The sequence below is a fragment of the Nostoc sp. FACHB-892 genome, from assembly GCF_014698795.1.
Lineage (GTDB): Bacteria > Cyanobacteriota > Cyanobacteriia > Cyanobacteriales > Nostocaceae > Nostoc.
On record NZ_JACJTR010000001.1, the window covers coordinates 466,965 to 481,989 of the forward strand.

At 41.2% G+C, this 15,025-nt stretch carries 11 protein-coding genes; 7 read left to right on the top strand and 4 right to left on the bottom strand.

The window, feature by feature from the left end; translation table 11 throughout:
• Positions 1 to 51: 51 nt before the first annotated feature.
• The gene (locus H6G96_RS02010; protein ID WP_190909707.1) at positions 52 to 1,566 is read left to right on the top strand and encodes a trehalase family glycosidase; all 1,515 of its coding nucleotides are present in this window, start codon (positions 52 to 54) and stop codon (positions 1,564 to 1,566) included.
• 149 nt (positions 1,567 to 1,715) lie between these two features.
• Here the strand turns inward: H6G96_RS02010 and H6G96_RS02015 are convergent, their stop codons facing one another.
• Positions 1,716 to 2,015, bottom strand: coding sequence for a hypothetical protein (locus tag H6G96_RS02015; RefSeq protein WP_190909709.1), 300 nt, complete (start codon positions 2,013 to 2,015; stop codon positions 1,716 to 1,718).
• Between the two features lie 718 nt (positions 2,016 to 2,733).
• The gene (locus H6G96_RS02020; protein WP_190909711.1) at positions 2,734 to 2,886 is read right to left on the bottom strand and encodes a hypothetical protein; all 153 of its coding nucleotides are present in this window, start codon (positions 2,884 to 2,886) and stop codon (positions 2,734 to 2,736) included.
• A gap of 453 nt (positions 2,887 to 3,339) precedes the next feature.
• Between H6G96_RS02020 and H6G96_RS02025 the strand changes: the two genes are divergently transcribed.
• The 6 genes from H6G96_RS02025 (at position 3,340) to H6G96_RS02050 (ending at position 13,240) form a co-directional block, all read left to right on the top strand.
• Complete coding sequence (locus H6G96_RS02025; RefSeq protein WP_190909713.1) at positions 3,340 to 4,749, top strand: nicotinate phosphoribosyltransferase; 1,410 nt, start codon at positions 3,340 to 3,342, stop codon at positions 4,747 to 4,749.
• A gap of 103 nt (positions 4,750 to 4,852) precedes the next feature.
• Positions 4,853 to 5,452, top strand: coding sequence for a nicotinate-nucleotide adenylyltransferase (locus tag H6G96_RS02030; protein ID WP_190909715.1), 600 nt, complete (start codon positions 4,853 to 4,855; stop codon positions 5,450 to 5,452).
• Positions 5,413 to 6,159, top strand: coding sequence for an NUDIX domain-containing protein (locus tag H6G96_RS02035; protein ID WP_190909717.1), 747 nt, complete (start codon positions 5,413 to 5,415; stop codon positions 6,157 to 6,159). The genes H6G96_RS02030 and H6G96_RS02035 overlap by 40 nt, the downstream gene beginning before the upstream one ends.
• A gap of 98 nt (positions 6,160 to 6,257) precedes the next feature.
• Complete coding sequence (locus H6G96_RS02040; RefSeq protein WP_190909719.1) at positions 6,258 to 8,006, top strand: NAD+ synthase; 1,749 nt, start codon at positions 6,258 to 6,260, stop codon at positions 8,004 to 8,006.
• Positions 8,007 to 8,852: 846 nt separating this feature from the next.
• A complete protein-coding gene (locus tag H6G96_RS02045; protein ID WP_190909722.1) occupies positions 8,853 to 11,945 on the top strand; it encodes a bifunctional diguanylate cyclase/phosphodiesterase in 3,093 nt (1,030 codons plus the stop codon).
• Between the two features lie 386 nt (positions 11,946 to 12,331).
• Positions 12,332 to 13,240 (top strand): peptidoglycan-binding protein, encoded by a 909-nt coding sequence (locus H6G96_RS02050; protein ID WP_190909724.1) that lies wholly within the window; start codon positions 12,332 to 12,334, stop codon positions 13,238 to 13,240.
• A gap of 102 nt (positions 13,241 to 13,342) precedes the next feature.
• Here the strand turns inward: H6G96_RS02050 and hemJ are convergent, their stop codons facing one another.
• Positions 13,343 to 13,924, bottom strand: a complete 582-nt coding sequence (gene hemJ, locus H6G96_RS02055; RefSeq protein ID WP_190909726.1) for a protoporphyrinogen oxidase HemJ — start codon at positions 13,922 to 13,924, stop codon at positions 13,343 to 13,345.
• A gap of 188 nt (positions 13,925 to 14,112) precedes the next feature.
• Positions 14,113 to 14,964 carry an alpha/beta fold hydrolase gene (locus tag H6G96_RS02060; protein ID WP_190909728.1) on the bottom strand — a complete coding sequence of 284 codons (852 nt, stop codon included), beginning with the start codon at positions 14,962 to 14,964 and terminating at the stop codon, positions 14,113 to 14,115.
• Between the last annotated feature and the right edge of the window lie 61 nt (positions 14,965 to 15,025).

The window sequence follows — 15,025 nt, forward strand, 5'->3', positions numbered from 1 at the left end:
TACCTCTGCGATTCCCTTCGCGTCCCTTTGCGTTAAAAAAAATTCTGAATTATGATCACCCCAACACTTACCACCACGCAGATAGACACCCTGCGGGCCCATATCAAAAAAACCTGGAAAACCTTAACGCGATCGCACGAACACTTATTACAATCTGCCAAAGATACCAAACTAGACCATAAAACTGATACTCCTTGGATCGTCTACATTTCACCCTCAGAAGATTGTCCCAACATTCAAAGTGTGTTGGAGCGATCGCTATCTTCCAAGGATATGCAACGGCTGCAAATTCGCACTTTGCCAACTGAAGCGGAAGCGATTAAAGAGCATGGGTTACTATACCTACCAGGCCCTTATGTTGTACCTGGTGGGCGCTTTAACGAAATGTATGGCTGGGATAGCTACTTTATATTACTGGGGCTTTTGCACGACGAAGAATGGGAGATAGCACAAAGCCAAGTTGATCAGTTGTTGTACCAGGTGCAGCATTACGGAACTGTTCTGAATTCCAACCGGACTTATATGCTGTCGCGATCGCAACCCCCCGTCCTCAGCATGATGGTTTTGGCGCTATTCCAGCACACCCAGGATGAAGAGTGGTTAAAGTCAACTATACCGATCTTAGAACAGTTTTATTATTACTGGGTAGTACCGCCTCACCTGAATCCGGCAACAGGCTTATCCCGATTCTATGCTTTTGGAGAAGGCCCCGCGCCAGAAGTTTTGTTCTCTGAGCGGGATGATGAGGGAAAAAGCCACTACGATCGCGTCAAGGAGTACTATAAAACTTTTGAGGTTGAGGATTATGACGTTAGTCTTTACTACAACGAGGAAAAAGACGAACTGACGCACCTATTTTATAAGGGCGATCGCACCATGCGCGAGTCCGGTTTTGATATCACCAACCGCTTTGGCCCTTTCAGTGCTGATATCCTCCATTATGCTCCTGTGTGCCTCAACAGTTTGCTATATCAGGTAGAACAAGACTTGGGGCAAATCCACAATATTTTTGGGAACGCAGAACTGCAAAAACAATGGTGCGATCGTGCAGATATCCGCCGCGATCGTATTGATCGCTGTCTCTGGGATGAAGAACAGGGACTTTATTTGGATTATCACTTCCAGAGTGGAAAACGCCGCGGTTACGAATTTGCTACTACGTTCTATCCCCTATGGCTAGGAATTGCTTCTCAAGCCCAAGCCCAGCGCGTCGTGGAAAATCTCTCTTTGTTTGAAGCCCCAGGCGGAATTCTTACCAGTACTCGCGTCACCGGAAACCAATGGGATGCACCCTTCGGTTGGGCACCATTGACGTTGATTGCCGTCCAGGGACTTCACCGTTATGGGTTTCATACAGAGGGCGATCGCATTGCTAACAAATTTTTAGCGATGGTAATTAAAGAATTCGGGCGTCATAACACCCTAGTTGAGAAATATGATGTTGAACGCTGTTCTGCCAACGTTTCCTACGAAATCTCCTTTGGATATAGTTCTAACGAAGTTGGTTTCGGCTGGACAAATGGAGTTATTCTGGAACTCTTAGCAGGCGGTGGCAAAAAAATTTAAATAAAAAGGCGTGAGTTTTCCTCACGCCCTGATTTTACTCTTTTTTTTAATGTCAATAGTCTAGATATATCCATCAATTCAGGTTTGACCCTTATTTGATTAAACTTCTATTTGAGTACTTTCTTCAAAGTTAACTATACCGGAATTGCCTACATCAACGCTATTTCAGACAAAATCCCCTTTACAGTATTGTCAACGCTAAAAGCGACCTGTTTCAACGCTGAGTTGGAAGAAGGATTAGAAGCCTTATTCAAAAATTTGAATAAAACTGTACCACCTCCATTGTCAGTTACATCAAGAAAAAAGTCTTTAGCAAAAGCATCACCAACAGTATCACCTCCTGGAATATTTTGAAAACCAAAACTAGCAGCCGAAGCTGGTGCAGAAGCTGTAGTAATAGTAGCTCCAATTCCAGTTACAAGAAGAGAAACAATTGTAGTAACTTTCATGTCGAATAAATCTCCTGATTCCGTTGTGAATCCTAAGTTAATCCTTTTTTTCTAAAACAGTAGATTTACTGACTGCTTTTATAGAAAATTTATTGATTCTCTTGTTATATAAAGCAGCAATTAGGAAAAAAGAATAGCTTAAAATTCACAGAAAATTTACTCATAAATAAGACTTACGCATTGACATAAAAGAGTAAATCTGGATGCTTAAAAAAACTACATCTATCGTCAGGACACATTGATGCGATGCCTCTACAGTACAGGTTTATTTATCATCAAAGAATTGTTTACTGTTGACTGTTAACCGTCAACCACCAACGGCATCGGAGCGTCTCTCATCCCATCTTGAAGAAGAGTGGGTTTTCCTGACGCTTTTTTATAAAGATAAGCGTTATCAAAATCCCCTGTAGTTTCTCCTCGGCAAGGAAGGACTACAGGGGGGAATATATATATTGATTGCAGCTTCACAAACAAATGGTATAAGGATTCAGTCTACTGAAAAAGGAATCAGCAAAGGGTTCGCAATTTCATGACCAATATGTGCGCGTAATGTCAATGCAAAAAAGCCAATAACAGTTTTAAATTGGCTAACTTCGATTTAAATAAACCCACAAGCCCAATCGGCGTAGGCTATTTCGTGTTTTGAATCCTTCGGTAATTGCCCTCGTCTGAATTCTAAACTTGAGTTTTGTATTCTTTATCAATGCTGTATCAGCACTTACCAATTATCATCTGTACGTTTATTGTAAGGCTCACCTGTAAACGGTTGTACGCCAATAACAGGATAAGCATCATCCGTAGGACCAAAAATCCGCATTGCAGCTTCAGAAATGTACTGGGTTATGTTAGCAAGGATTTGAGAAATAGCCATAATATTGGACTCCTTATTTTCGAGCCGCTTTAATGGTACTACCTATACTCTAATACTGATATTCTTAGCTGGCTTCAATTCTCAATATATTGAGAATATATGCAATGTTTATTCAGATAAGTTTGCAATACTTTAGCTTGTCAAAAAACTAAACTTTTCATCTTTGATTGTAATTGCAACTTAGCTATTTCTTTAACCTCAGTCTAGGAAAGAGACTGGCAAACAAACTTACTTTAGCAGAATGTTGTTACTTTTTATTATTCTATGGGTCAAATGAACATTATTGCTAGCTTTTACTATTAAAAAATATTAAATATTCTATGAAGCTAAGATTAATTTACCTGTAAACCTACTGTTATACGGCAATCTCAGAAAATATACTTGCCGGGAGTTGACATTATTTATGGTAAATATTACCATAAATAGAGAAGCATCTTGTAAGGAAGCTCTTGCATGACAACTTTCTTAGATTTGGACTATGTACATAAACAACAAAGCCAGCAGAACCAAGAACTAAACCTCTCTGCGGAAGACTACAGCTTACTAACCGACCTTTACCAGTTGACAATGGCAGCTTGTTATACAGGCGAAGGTATAGAACAACGACGGGCAAGCTTTGAGTTGTCTGTCAGGCGATTGCCAGAGGGTTTTGGTTATTTAATTGCAATGGGGCTGACGCAGGCATTGGAATATTTGGACAAAATCCGCTTTAGTTCCGCGCAAATTGCGGCATTAAAGGCAACGGGAATTTTCGCTCAAGCAGGCGATCGCTTTTGGTCACTTTTAGCTGAGGGAAAGTTTACAGGTGATGTTTGGGCAGTACCAGAAGGGACAGCCGTCTTTGCCAATCAGCCACTGTTGCGGGTGGAAGCACCACTTTGGCAAGCACAACTAGTAGAAACCTACTTGCTGAATACGATTAATTACCAGACTTTGATTGCTACAAAAGCAGCACGGTTGCGGGATATAGCGGGGGAGCAAGCAACACTTTTAGAATTTGGGACAAGACGAGCATTTAGTCCCCAAGGGTCTTTGTGGGCGGCGCGGGCGGCGTTGGCAGGTGGTTTAGATTCCACTTCTAATGTGTTAGCAGCGCTACAACTAGGACAAAAGCCAAGTGGTACTATGGCACACGCCCTGGTGATGGCGTTGTCAGCAATAGAAGGCACTGAAGAACAAGCTTTTAGTGCATTTCATCGATATTTTCCGGGTGCGCCGTTGCTGATTGATACTTACGATACCATTGCTGCTGCCGGGCGCTTGGCCGAAAAAGTAAATTCCGGGGAAATGCAATTAACAGGAGTGAGATTGGATTCAGGAGATTTAGTTACCTTATCAAAACAGGTGCGATCGCTCCTTCCTGGTGTGCCAATTTTTGCCAGCGGCGACTTGGACGAGTGGGAAATTGCCAAATTAAAAGCTGCTGGGGCCGAAATTGATGGTTACGGACTGGGAACGCGACTAGTTACAGGTTCGCCTGTAAATGGAGTTTATAAACTTGTAGACATTGATGGTATCCCAGTGATGAAGCAGTCTAGTGGTAAAGTTACTTATCCAGGACGCAAGCAGATTTTTCGCTCGTTTTCGAGAGGTAAGGTAAAAGCAGACAGGTTGGGACTTTTAGATGAAATTCCTTTGGATGAAGAACCTTTGTTGCAGTTGGTAGTACAAGAAGGCCAACGCTTGCAACCGTTAGATTCTTTGGCAACAATTCGTCAGCGTACCGCCGCCTCAGTTGCCAGTTTGCCACAACAAACACGGCGTTTGGATCATCCTGTAGCTGTAGAAGTGGAGATTTCTGAGGGGTTACGGGTATTGACTGAAGAAACTAAGCAACGTAGACGTACCAGCGGCTTGCCGTAGGCTACCACAGAGGCGCTGAGTACACAGAGGTAAGAAGTACTCTTTCGGTATACGAATTACGAATTACGTTAACGAAGCGGGGCGTAGCCCATTACGAATTATTATGAGAGTTGCTTTGTTTGGTACTAGTGCCGATCCACCAACTGCGGGACATCAAAAAATTCTGAGTTGGTTATCTGAGCGTTATGATTGGGTAGCGGTTTGGGCGGCAGATAATCCATTTAAGTCCCATCAAACGCCCTTGGAACACCGGGCGGCAATGCTGCAACTGTTGATTGCGAATATAGACGCGCCACGGCACAACATTGCTTTGGAACAAGAATTGAGTAGCTTCAGAACACTAGAAACAGTGGAAAAAGCAAAGCTTACTTGGGGTGAAGATGCTGAATTGACGTTGATTATTGGTTCAGATTTACTGACTCAGCTACCACGTTGGTATCGCATTGAAGATTTGTTACAGGAAGTGCAACTACTTATTGTACCGCGACCTGGATATGCAATAGATGAATCTAGTTCAGAGGTAGTGCAAAAGCTGGGAGGGAAGATTGCGATCGCTAGTCTGATCGGTCTAGATGTTTCCTCAACAGCGTACCGCGAACATGGAGATCCCCAAGCCCTCACAGCCCCTGTAGTTGCCTATATTAATCGAGAGCATTTGTACGAATGCCAGGACGTTCACAAAAAAAGATACCAACTCCGTTAAACCAACAACCTTTGGCCGATTTCAAGGTTGGTGTAGATAATGTAATTTTTTCTGTAGATACTGCACAGAATCGGCTGTTAGTTTTATTAGTAATGCGACAGCAGGAACCATTTGTAAATCATTGGAGCCTTCCTGGTACTTTAGTACGTCCAGGAGAGTCTTTAGAAGATGCCGCCTATCGCATTATGGCGGAGAAAATTAAGGTAAACAATCTCTACTTAGAACAACTCTATACATTTGGAGGGCCGAATCGCGATCCACGGGAAGCAACTGATAGTTATGGTGTACGTTATCTATCAGTTAGTTACTTTGCCCTAGTGCGATTTGAGGAAGCCGAATTGATTGCCGATCGCATGACTGGCATAGCTTGGTATCCAGTAAAACAAGTGCCACAATTAGCTTTTGACCATAATGAAATTCTGGCTTATGGGCATCGGCGGTTGCGTAATAAATTAGAGTATAGCCCGGTGGCTTTTGAAGTTTTGCCAGAAATGTTTACGTTGAATGATTTATATCAGTTATACGCCACAGTTTTAGGTGATAACTTTTCAGATTATTCTAATTTTCGAGCGCGTCTACTCAAGTTAGGTTTTTTATCAGATACCGGAATTAAAGTATCACGGGGTGCTGGCCGTCCGGCTAGTTTGTATAAGTTTGATGCGGAAGCTTTTGCTCCTTTAAAAGATAAACCCTTGGTGTTTATTTAACCAATCTCTACCCAAAGTCCAGAGTTAAAAGTCTTAAGTCCAGAGTAACTTCTGACTCTTGACAAATGACAAATGACCAATGACTAATCACAAATAATATGAAAATTGCGATCGCTCAAATTAATCCGACAATTGGTGATTTACTTTTGAATTCCCAAAAAATTCTAGATGCGGCACAACGCGCCGCATCTAGCGGTATACGTTTGTTGCTAACACCAGAACTTTCATTGTGTGGCTATCCACCAAGAGATTTATTACTAAATCCAAGTTTTGTGGAAGCGATGGGCATCACTTTACAAAACTTGGCTCAAGATTTACCACCAAATTTAGCTGTGTTGGTAGGAACTGTTGAACAAAACCTCAATGCACATATTAGTGGTGGCAAAACTTTATTTAACAGCATGGCTTTGTTAGAGAATGGCAAGATTAAGCAAGTTTTTCACAAGCGACTTTTGCCTACTTATGATGTATTTGACGAACGTCGCTATTTTGAACCAGGGTTACAAGCTAATTATTTCACCCTAGATAATATCCATATTGGCGTAACTATTTGCGAAGATTTATGGAATGATGAGGAATTTTGGGGCAAACGTAGTTATGCAGTGAATCCGATTGCTGACTTAGCAATTCTGGGTGTAGATTTGATTGTCAATTTATCTGCTTCGCCCTACACCGTCGGCAAGCAACAGTTTCGAGAAACAATGCTTAGGCATAGTGCAATACGTTTTCAACAACCGATTATTTATGCTAATCAGGTTGGTGGAAATGATGACCTAATTTTTGATGGACGTAGTTTTGCCTTGAATCGTCAAGGTGAAATTATGTGTCGTGCCCGTGGTTTTGACACCGATTTAGTGGTAATTGAATTTGACGAGGAGCAACGAGATTTTCAATTAGGTTCTGTAGCACCTGCTTACAAATCGGAAGATGAAGAAATTTGGCAAGCTTTGGTTTTGGGAGTGCGAGATTATGCTCGCAAGTGTCGCTTTTCTAAAGTAGTGTTGGGTTTAAGTGGCGGGATTGACTCTGCAATAGTAGCTGCGATCGCAACTGCGGCACTCGGTAAAGAAAATGTCCTTGGTGTTCTCATGCCTTCCCCTTACAGTTCGGAGCATTCCATTAGTGATGCTGTAGCATTAGCCGAAAATTTAGGGATTAAGACTAATCTTTTACCAATTAGGGAGTTAATGCAAGGCTTTGATCAAACTTTAGGTGATTTGTTTGCAGGTACTGAGTTTGGGTTGGCTGAGGAGAATATACAGTCCCGAATTCGGGGTAATTTATTAATGGCGATCGCTAATAAATTTGGCTATCTCCTTTTATCTACTGGTAACAAGTCAGAAATGGCAGTTGGTTACTGTACTCTCTACGGCGATATGAATGGCGGGTTAGCGGTGATTGCAGATGTCCCTAAAACTCGTGTGTATTCACTTTGCCAATGGTTAAATCGCAATAATGAAATCATCCCGCAAAACGTCTTGACTAAAGCACCAAGCGCCGAACTCAAACCAGGTCAAGTAGATCAAGACTCTTTACCGCCTTATGAAATTTTGGACGATATTTTACAACGCCTGGTTCACAACCACCAATCAGCAGCGCAAATTGTTGCAGCAGGTCACGATCCGGTAATTGTAGATAGAGTAATTCAAATGGTAGCGCGGGCTGAATTTAAACGGCGACAAGCACCCCCCGGCTTAAAAATCACCGATCGCGCCTTTGGAACCGGTTGGCGAATGCCAATTGCCAGTAACTGGGTTGGTGTCAAAAACGCTTACCAAACTAAAAGCATAGCTACACCTACCTTAGTCTGTTGGGATGGACAAGACGCGCATCCGCAAATCAAGTAATTAGTTATCAAAGCTCTTCCTACCTTGAATTTTTGTTCAAGTCTCTCCCTCTTTGCATCGGAGTTGGACAGCTTTTGTTTAGTAAAACCAGAGAGATATCTTTTTATTAGACTGATTAGACGGACACTACATAACCCAATACGTTTCAGTTAAGCATCTCTTTCTTCTCTCTGCGTCCTCTGCGCCTTCTCTACGAGACGCTGCACGAAGGCGGTAGCCTGCGGCAAGCCGCTCCGCGTCTACGTTAAAAAATTAATTTTGGTAACACAGTTTTAGGCTTAACTGAACCGTATTGGGGTATGGACAACTTTATCGTCTTGGGCGCAATGCTAATTTTTCGTTGCTTCTTTTCTGCTAGCACATCTTGGCAGATGTCGTCATACGCACATAAGTACTTATTTCGACTAAACTGCATTTAGGGATTTTACTTAGAGATAAAATATATCCATGTGTATATTAGCTCCCAGTACAAAGAGAGATAGAAGAAAGACGATTTAGTGCGATGCTATTTCAAAGAATCAGGTTATTGTATATAGACGCACCCATAATTAAATATTTTAAGAAGTGACGATGTTGACCTAAGTAATATATTTTGAATATATAGGAACCCGATTTGATAGCATGAAAAATCTAAGTAACTGTAGGGCAAAGAATGCCCACCGGATAATGGTTTTGGTGCCTATTTCCAACCCTAAGTATGTTTCAACAATCAAATACGATTCCTATTCCTATATATAGGCAACCATAGCCTTTGTTGTTAGTGAAAACTAGGAGATTTTATTTCTAGAGGAGCTTGAAGATGACAGCTTGATATCTGTATATTTTCTAAAAAACCTATTAGTACTTATGAACCATTCTCTCTTAGATCAACATCTAATTAATGTACTAAAAGTCGTCTCAAAGTTTATAAGTGTATTTGTTACTTTAGTAGGTTTTCTTGTACTGATAGGCTGGTATTTTGATATTCAAGTGCTTAAAAGCATTTTGCCAGAGTCAGTATCGATGAAACCTAATACCGCTTTAGGTTTTGTCATATCAGGTTTGGCGTTAAATTTTCTTCACTCAACACAAAAATCAAAGCGTCGAATATCTCAGGGGTTGGCTTTGGCAATAGCACTTTTAGGATTGTTGACTATGAGTCAATACTTCTTAGGGTTGAATTTGGGAATTGATCAACTGCTATTTACAGATAAATCAGCAGCGATCGCTACCTCTTACCCTGGACGAATGTCACCTGTATCAGCCTTAAACTTTATTTTAATGGGTTCTGCTTTATGGCTTTGTGCTGACCGAAGCAAATATTATCGACAAGTACAAATAATTGCACTTATTACCGCCCTGACATCGCTACAGGTTTTGATTGCCTATATTTACGGAGTCAAACCATTATTTGGATTGTCATTATTTACTCAGGCTGCCATCCACAGTGCTATTACGTTTCTCTTACTCTCGATTGGTACATTGTTAGTGGCTCCCTCTGAGGGTTTCATGGGCTTGATAACCAGTAATAGTGCAGGTGGGATAACGGCTAGAGTGCTACTCCCAGCCGCAATCATTATTCCCTTTACCTTAGGGGGGCTGCGAGTGTTTGGGGAAAAAGTGGGGTTGTTCGATCATGCTTTTGGCTTGAGCCTCCATGTAATTGGCAATGTAACCGCCTTTACGGGGTTAATTTGGTACTGTGCAGAAGGGCTATATCGCTTAGATATGAAGCGCCAACGGGTAGAAGAGGCATTAAGAACTGCTTATGCTGAACTGGAAGTCAGGGTAGAGGAACGCACAGAAGAACTATCTCAGGCAAACCAAGTTTTAGAGCAAGAAATTGCCGAGCGGTTGCGAACAGAAGCGGCTTTGCAACAATCTCTTAGACAAATGGCAGATATGAAGTTTGCCCTGGATCAATCCTCTATTATGGCGATCACAGATGCTAGAGGTATCATCACCGAAGTTAACGATAAATTCTGTGAGCTTTCTGGATATTCCAAAGAAGAATTAATGGGGCAAAACCATCGTATTATCAATTCTGGCTATCATTCAAAAACCTTCTTTGAGCAAATGTGGGCAACCATTTCTCAGGGACAAGTTTGGCAAGGAGAGATTAAAAATCACGCCAAAGATGGTACATACTACTGGGTGGCAACTACGATCGTACCGTTCCTAGATGACACGGGCAAGCCATATCAATACATTGCCATTCGCTTCGATATTACCAACCTCAAGGAGACCCAAGAAGCTTTACGCCAGAGTGAAGAGCGCTTTCGATGTGCCATTCTCGATGCTCCCATGCCCATCATGTTGCACACAGAAAATGGTGAAATTCTGCAACTCAATCATGCATGGACAGAAATTACAGGTTACAGCATCGAAGATATCCCCACGATCGCGGATTGGACACAAAGAGCCTATGGCTGTCGTCAAGAACAAGTACAATCTCAGATTAATTCCTTATATCGTCTTAATAGCCGAATTGCGGAAGGTGAATACACAATTGCAACCAGCACAGGTGAAACACGCATCTGGGATTTTTACTCGGCACCGCTTGGGCATCTACCCGATAGCAGAAGTTTGGTAATTAGTACAGGGTTTGACGTGACAGAACGCAAGCAAGCAGAATCACAATTGCGGCGGAATGCTTTTTACGATGGGCTGACAGGTTTAGCAAACCGAGCTTTATTCATGGAACACTTAAAACACGCGCTCCAACAAACTAAACGGCAAAAAGATTATTTATTTGCTGTATTATTTCTCGACTTAGATCGGTTTAAGGTGATCAATGATAGTCTTGGACACCTAAAAGGAGATCAATTTCTAATTACTATCGCCCACATTTTAACAGCCTGCATCCGCTCTACAGATATAGCTGCACGACTTGGGGGAGACGAATTTGCCATCCAACTGGAAGGAATTCAAGATGTCTCAGATGCCATTAAAGTGGCAGAACGAATTCAACAAGAACTAAGATTACCTTTAAAGGTTGATGAGCAAGAAGTTTTTACAAGTGCAAGTATCGGCATTGCTTTGAGTTCAACTATAGAGTACGACCAACCAGAACAGCTGCTCAGGGATGCTGACACGGCGATGTATCAAGCCAAGGCTTTAGGCAAATCGCGCTATGCCTTATTTAACCCAGATATGTATGCTAATGCGTTGGCAAGATTGCAGTTAGAGGCTGATTTGCGTCGAGCAATTGAACGTCTTGAGTTTCAAGTTTATTACCAACCGATTGTTTCGCTCACTAATGGCTCTATTTTAGGTTTTGAGGCACTCTTGCGCTGGCAGCATCCAGAGCGTGGTTTGCTTAATCCTGGAGATTTTATCCCCCTGGCAGAAGAAACTGGACTAATTGTCGAGATTGGCTACTGGGTGCTGTATGAAGCGTGTCGCCAAATGCGAGTGTGGCAGATGAGCTATCCTCACCATTCACTAAAGAAAATGAGTGTCAATCTCTCGGTCAAGCAATTTTGTCAGCCAAATTTAATTGAGCAGATTCGACACATTTTGGATTCAACAGGTCTTGATGCTAATAGTTTAGCGCTAGAAATTACCGAAAGTGTCATTGTAGAAAACGGTGATGAAGCAACTGCTATACTCTTACAACTACGAGAATTAGGTATTGAGATATCAATTGATGATTTTGGGACTGGTTACTCTTCATTAGGTCGTCTTTATAGTTTTCCGATTAGTGTGTTAAAGATTGACCGTTCCTTTGTTAACCCAATGACTGCTGATAACCGAAATCTGGAAATTATTGATATTATCGTCGCGCTGGCACATAAACTAGGTATGACAGTGATTGCTGAGGGTGTCGAGACACAAGAGCAAGTGCCAATTTTAAAAAATCTACACTGTGAATCTGCCCAAGGATACTTTTTCTCTAGTCCATTGCATAGTTCAGAGGCAGTAGCATTAATTGCTGCTAATCCTGAATGGTGTTGGTAAAAATAAACGAGTCCTGCTTAGTCAATAGGAGATAGATTATACCAATTCCTTACACCTAAATTGGTAGAAAAAGATGATAACCCGATCGCCTACTTCCTGAATTGAACCCAAAAGTTTCTATTATAGTTAATTCACCCCGTCGAACTCATGTGGCTACATCCGCATGATCATCGGAAATTAGTAACGCAGTGGACTGGACTCAATCACCTGGCACGCAGACAACGAATCATTGGTAGGCTTTGAGCTAGCGATCGCAACCGTATTGATCTATAAACAAGCTTGTTCTGAATTTATACTTTTGTTTGCTTAAGAGTATTGTTTCAAACAAAATTAATCGTGAAAATGATGTTTATACTTAGAAATAAGTAAATTAAGGTAGGTGCATAATGAAACTACAAGATTTCTTGGGAAAAGATGAGAAATGGGCATTTGATGCGATCGCAGAGGATGCAGAATTGGCTCGTCAGATTCAGATACTGTTAATCGGCTTAGGTTTGCTAGAACCTCCAGCCGATGGTAAATTTGGCCCTGTTTCTGTGATATCTCTCAAAAAATTTCAAGAATTAACCAAGACTGAAGAGAGTGGCTTTTTAGGAGCAGTCACAGCCAAGAAACTAATTGAAACCAAACTAGATGATCTTCCTAAACCCCCCTTAAAACTAGGCAACGACGTCGCTAGTAGGATTGTGAAATATATGCTATCTAAAGGTTACCAGGTATTTACCAATCCAAAAGAATACAACATTGTTTATGTAGAAGGTATAGATGCAAACTGGAAACTCAACAGTGATACACCTAATCAATTTAATGATCGGCGGATTGTGATTGAAGTAGTAAATGGAGTTCCCAAAATCATAGATAACTGGGAAGCTACTACAGAACCAGGGAAGTACTACACTTATAATCCGATGAATCCCAAAGGAGCAGCTAGGATTCAGTTTGGACAATACAAAGCTTGGGCTGTTGGCACTCACGGCACAGCAGAGCCTCACGAAGCATTAGTCCAAGTTGGAGATATAACTGTTTGTAGAGATTTCAATAAAGATTTTAAACGAACTGGAGACAAACTTGATACAGGCAATAATTTTTATGTGAATCAACACTACGGCTTTGATTTTCCTCGAAATGATATTCGCCTTGCTAGTGCGGGTTGTTTAGTGGGGCGTACCCGTGATGGACATAGAGAGTTTATGGCACTTATTAAACAAGATCGTCGTTATGTCGCTAATCGCAAATATACTTTTTACACTAGTGTGATTCCTGGGGATGATTTACTCAAAATGTTTCCAGGATGAGGTAATGGTTAATTGGTAGCGCTTGTTGTTGTGATGAAATGTGTATTGAGGGCGTACAGCTGTGCGCCCCTAATTTATGTTAGATATCGCAGGCGATTTTGTCTAACTTTGTTGTTGTGGTTGTCCTATTTGTGCCATCAACTTTTCTTTATCTTGCCTGCGTTTTTTGGCGTAAAGTTGAATAGTGACTGCCATCAAAATAATCATGGCAAAAATAGCCCAGGCAGCGATATCTGTAGGTAGATTATTTTTAAACACAGCCAGCAATACAATCGCTACTAACATAACTGTGGGTGCTTCATTTAAAGCACGTAATTGCTGACCATTCCAGCCACATTCATCTACCGCTAATTTCTTCATCAGCCGAGCGCAGTAATGATGATAGCCAATTAAAATAGCAACGAACAGCAGTTTGATATGCAACCAACCCTCTTTTAAAACGTCCGGTTCGGTACTTACTAAACCTATTGCCATTGCGATCGTCACATACATTCCTGGGTTGGTGATGATAGAGTAAAGACGCTTTTCCATAATTTGATACTGATTTTTCAGTATCGTTCGCACGGGTTCAGGCTCTTGGTTTGCTTCAACGTGATAGATAAAAAGACGTACTAAGTAAAACAAACCAGCGAACCATACTACAAATCCGACGATATGAAAGGCTTTAAACCATGAATAAGCCATGAATACTTACCTCCTTTACTTGTGGCTGTGATGCATTTTGAATGGTAATAAAAAGTTCACAAATGTAGGCTGAAATAACATTATAGGTCTAGCAAAAATCCAGAATTCATTTCTTTATCACAGATAAATTATTAGTGTTTCTCTGTGGTTTCATTTTTATAATATCGATTTTTGCCAAAAGTATATTGTTAATGAGCATCTTTACGACGCACAAACGGTAAAAGGTCTTGCAAAATTGCCTCATGGTAGTGTTCTTGAGGATAATGTCCGACGTTATTAAGTTTTATTAATTCAGAATTTGGTACGGAATTGGCAAAATTTTCTGCAATGTCTACGGGTAACCAAGGGTCTATCATACCCCATTGAATCAGAATTGGCTGTTGCCATTCTTTAAAGCCAGATTCGATTTCTTGCATTGCTGAATCAAGCTGTAAATTGCGAATACTTGATAAGAGACTCCGCCCAGATGAAGAACTTTTTAAAAAGGGTTTTCGATAAATATCTAGTTCTTTATCCCCTATGCGATAACGGCTTCCAGCTTCTAGCGTCCGGTCAACTAATAGTGGGTCTTGGGTCATAACTTCACCTGCCAAAGGCAAACCCATCTGTTTAATTTTCCAGGGTAATTTGGCAGCAGTTGAAATTGGTGTATTTAGGATGGCTAAATTGGCAATTTGTTCTGGATAACGCAAAGCATATTGTAGCCCTACAGAACCTAAAAACCCTTGGACAACTAAAGAAAAATGTTCAAGTTCTAGAGCTTTAATAAATCCTTCTAAAGCTGTGATAAAAGCATCGGGGGTATAAGCAAAATCTCGTTTTTCTGGTTTTGCAGAAAAGCCGTAACCAATCCAATCTGGTGCGATCGCTCTTGTACCTTGACTAGCGAAAGCAGGCATAATATTACGCCAGCTATAACTTTGTGAAACTAAGCCGTGTAGCAATAACACAGGCGCTAAGTCAGTTCTACCGATTGGTAAAGATTCCCGATAAAACCATTCCAGTGAATCTACATTGATTTTATGTTCTGTTATTGACACGCTATTTTCCTATATTGGGCATTTGTCATTTGTCAGGAATTATTATTCTCTTCTGCCTCCC

Excerpts from the sequence above, each read along its gene's own strand:
- H6G96_RS02010 (WP_190909707.1), top strand. The coding sequence starts at position 52 with ATGATCACCCCAACACTTACCACCACGCAGATAGACACCCTGCGGGCC.
- H6G96_RS02015 (WP_190909709.1), bottom strand. The coding sequence starts at position 2,015 with ATGAAAGTTACTACAATTGTTTCTCTTCTTGTAACTGGAATTGGAGCT.
- H6G96_RS02020 (WP_190909711.1), bottom strand. The coding sequence starts at position 2,886 with ATGGCTATTTCTCAAATCCTTGCTAACATAACCCAGTACATTTCTGAA.
- H6G96_RS02025 (WP_190909713.1), top strand. The coding sequence starts at position 3,340 with ATGACAACTTTCTTAGATTTGGACTATGTACATAAACAACAAAGCCAG.
- H6G96_RS02030 (WP_190909715.1), top strand. The coding sequence starts at position 4,853 with ATGAGAGTTGCTTTGTTTGGTACTAGTGCCGATCCACCAACTGCGGGA.
- H6G96_RS02035 (WP_190909717.1), top strand. The coding sequence starts at position 5,413 with ATGCCAGGACGTTCACAAAAAAAGATACCAACTCCGTTAAACCAACAA.
- H6G96_RS02040 (WP_190909719.1), top strand. The coding sequence starts at position 6,258 with ATGAAAATTGCGATCGCTCAAATTAATCCGACAATTGGTGATTTACTT.
- H6G96_RS02045 (WP_190909722.1), top strand. The coding sequence starts at position 8,853 with ATGAACCATTCTCTCTTAGATCAACATCTAATTAATGTACTAAAAGTC.
- H6G96_RS02050 (WP_190909724.1), top strand. The coding sequence starts at position 12,332 with ATGAAACTACAAGATTTCTTGGGAAAAGATGAGAAATGGGCATTTGAT.
- hemJ (WP_190909726.1), bottom strand. The coding sequence starts at position 13,924 with ATGGCTTATTCATGGTTTAAAGCCTTTCATATCGTCGGATTTGTAGTA.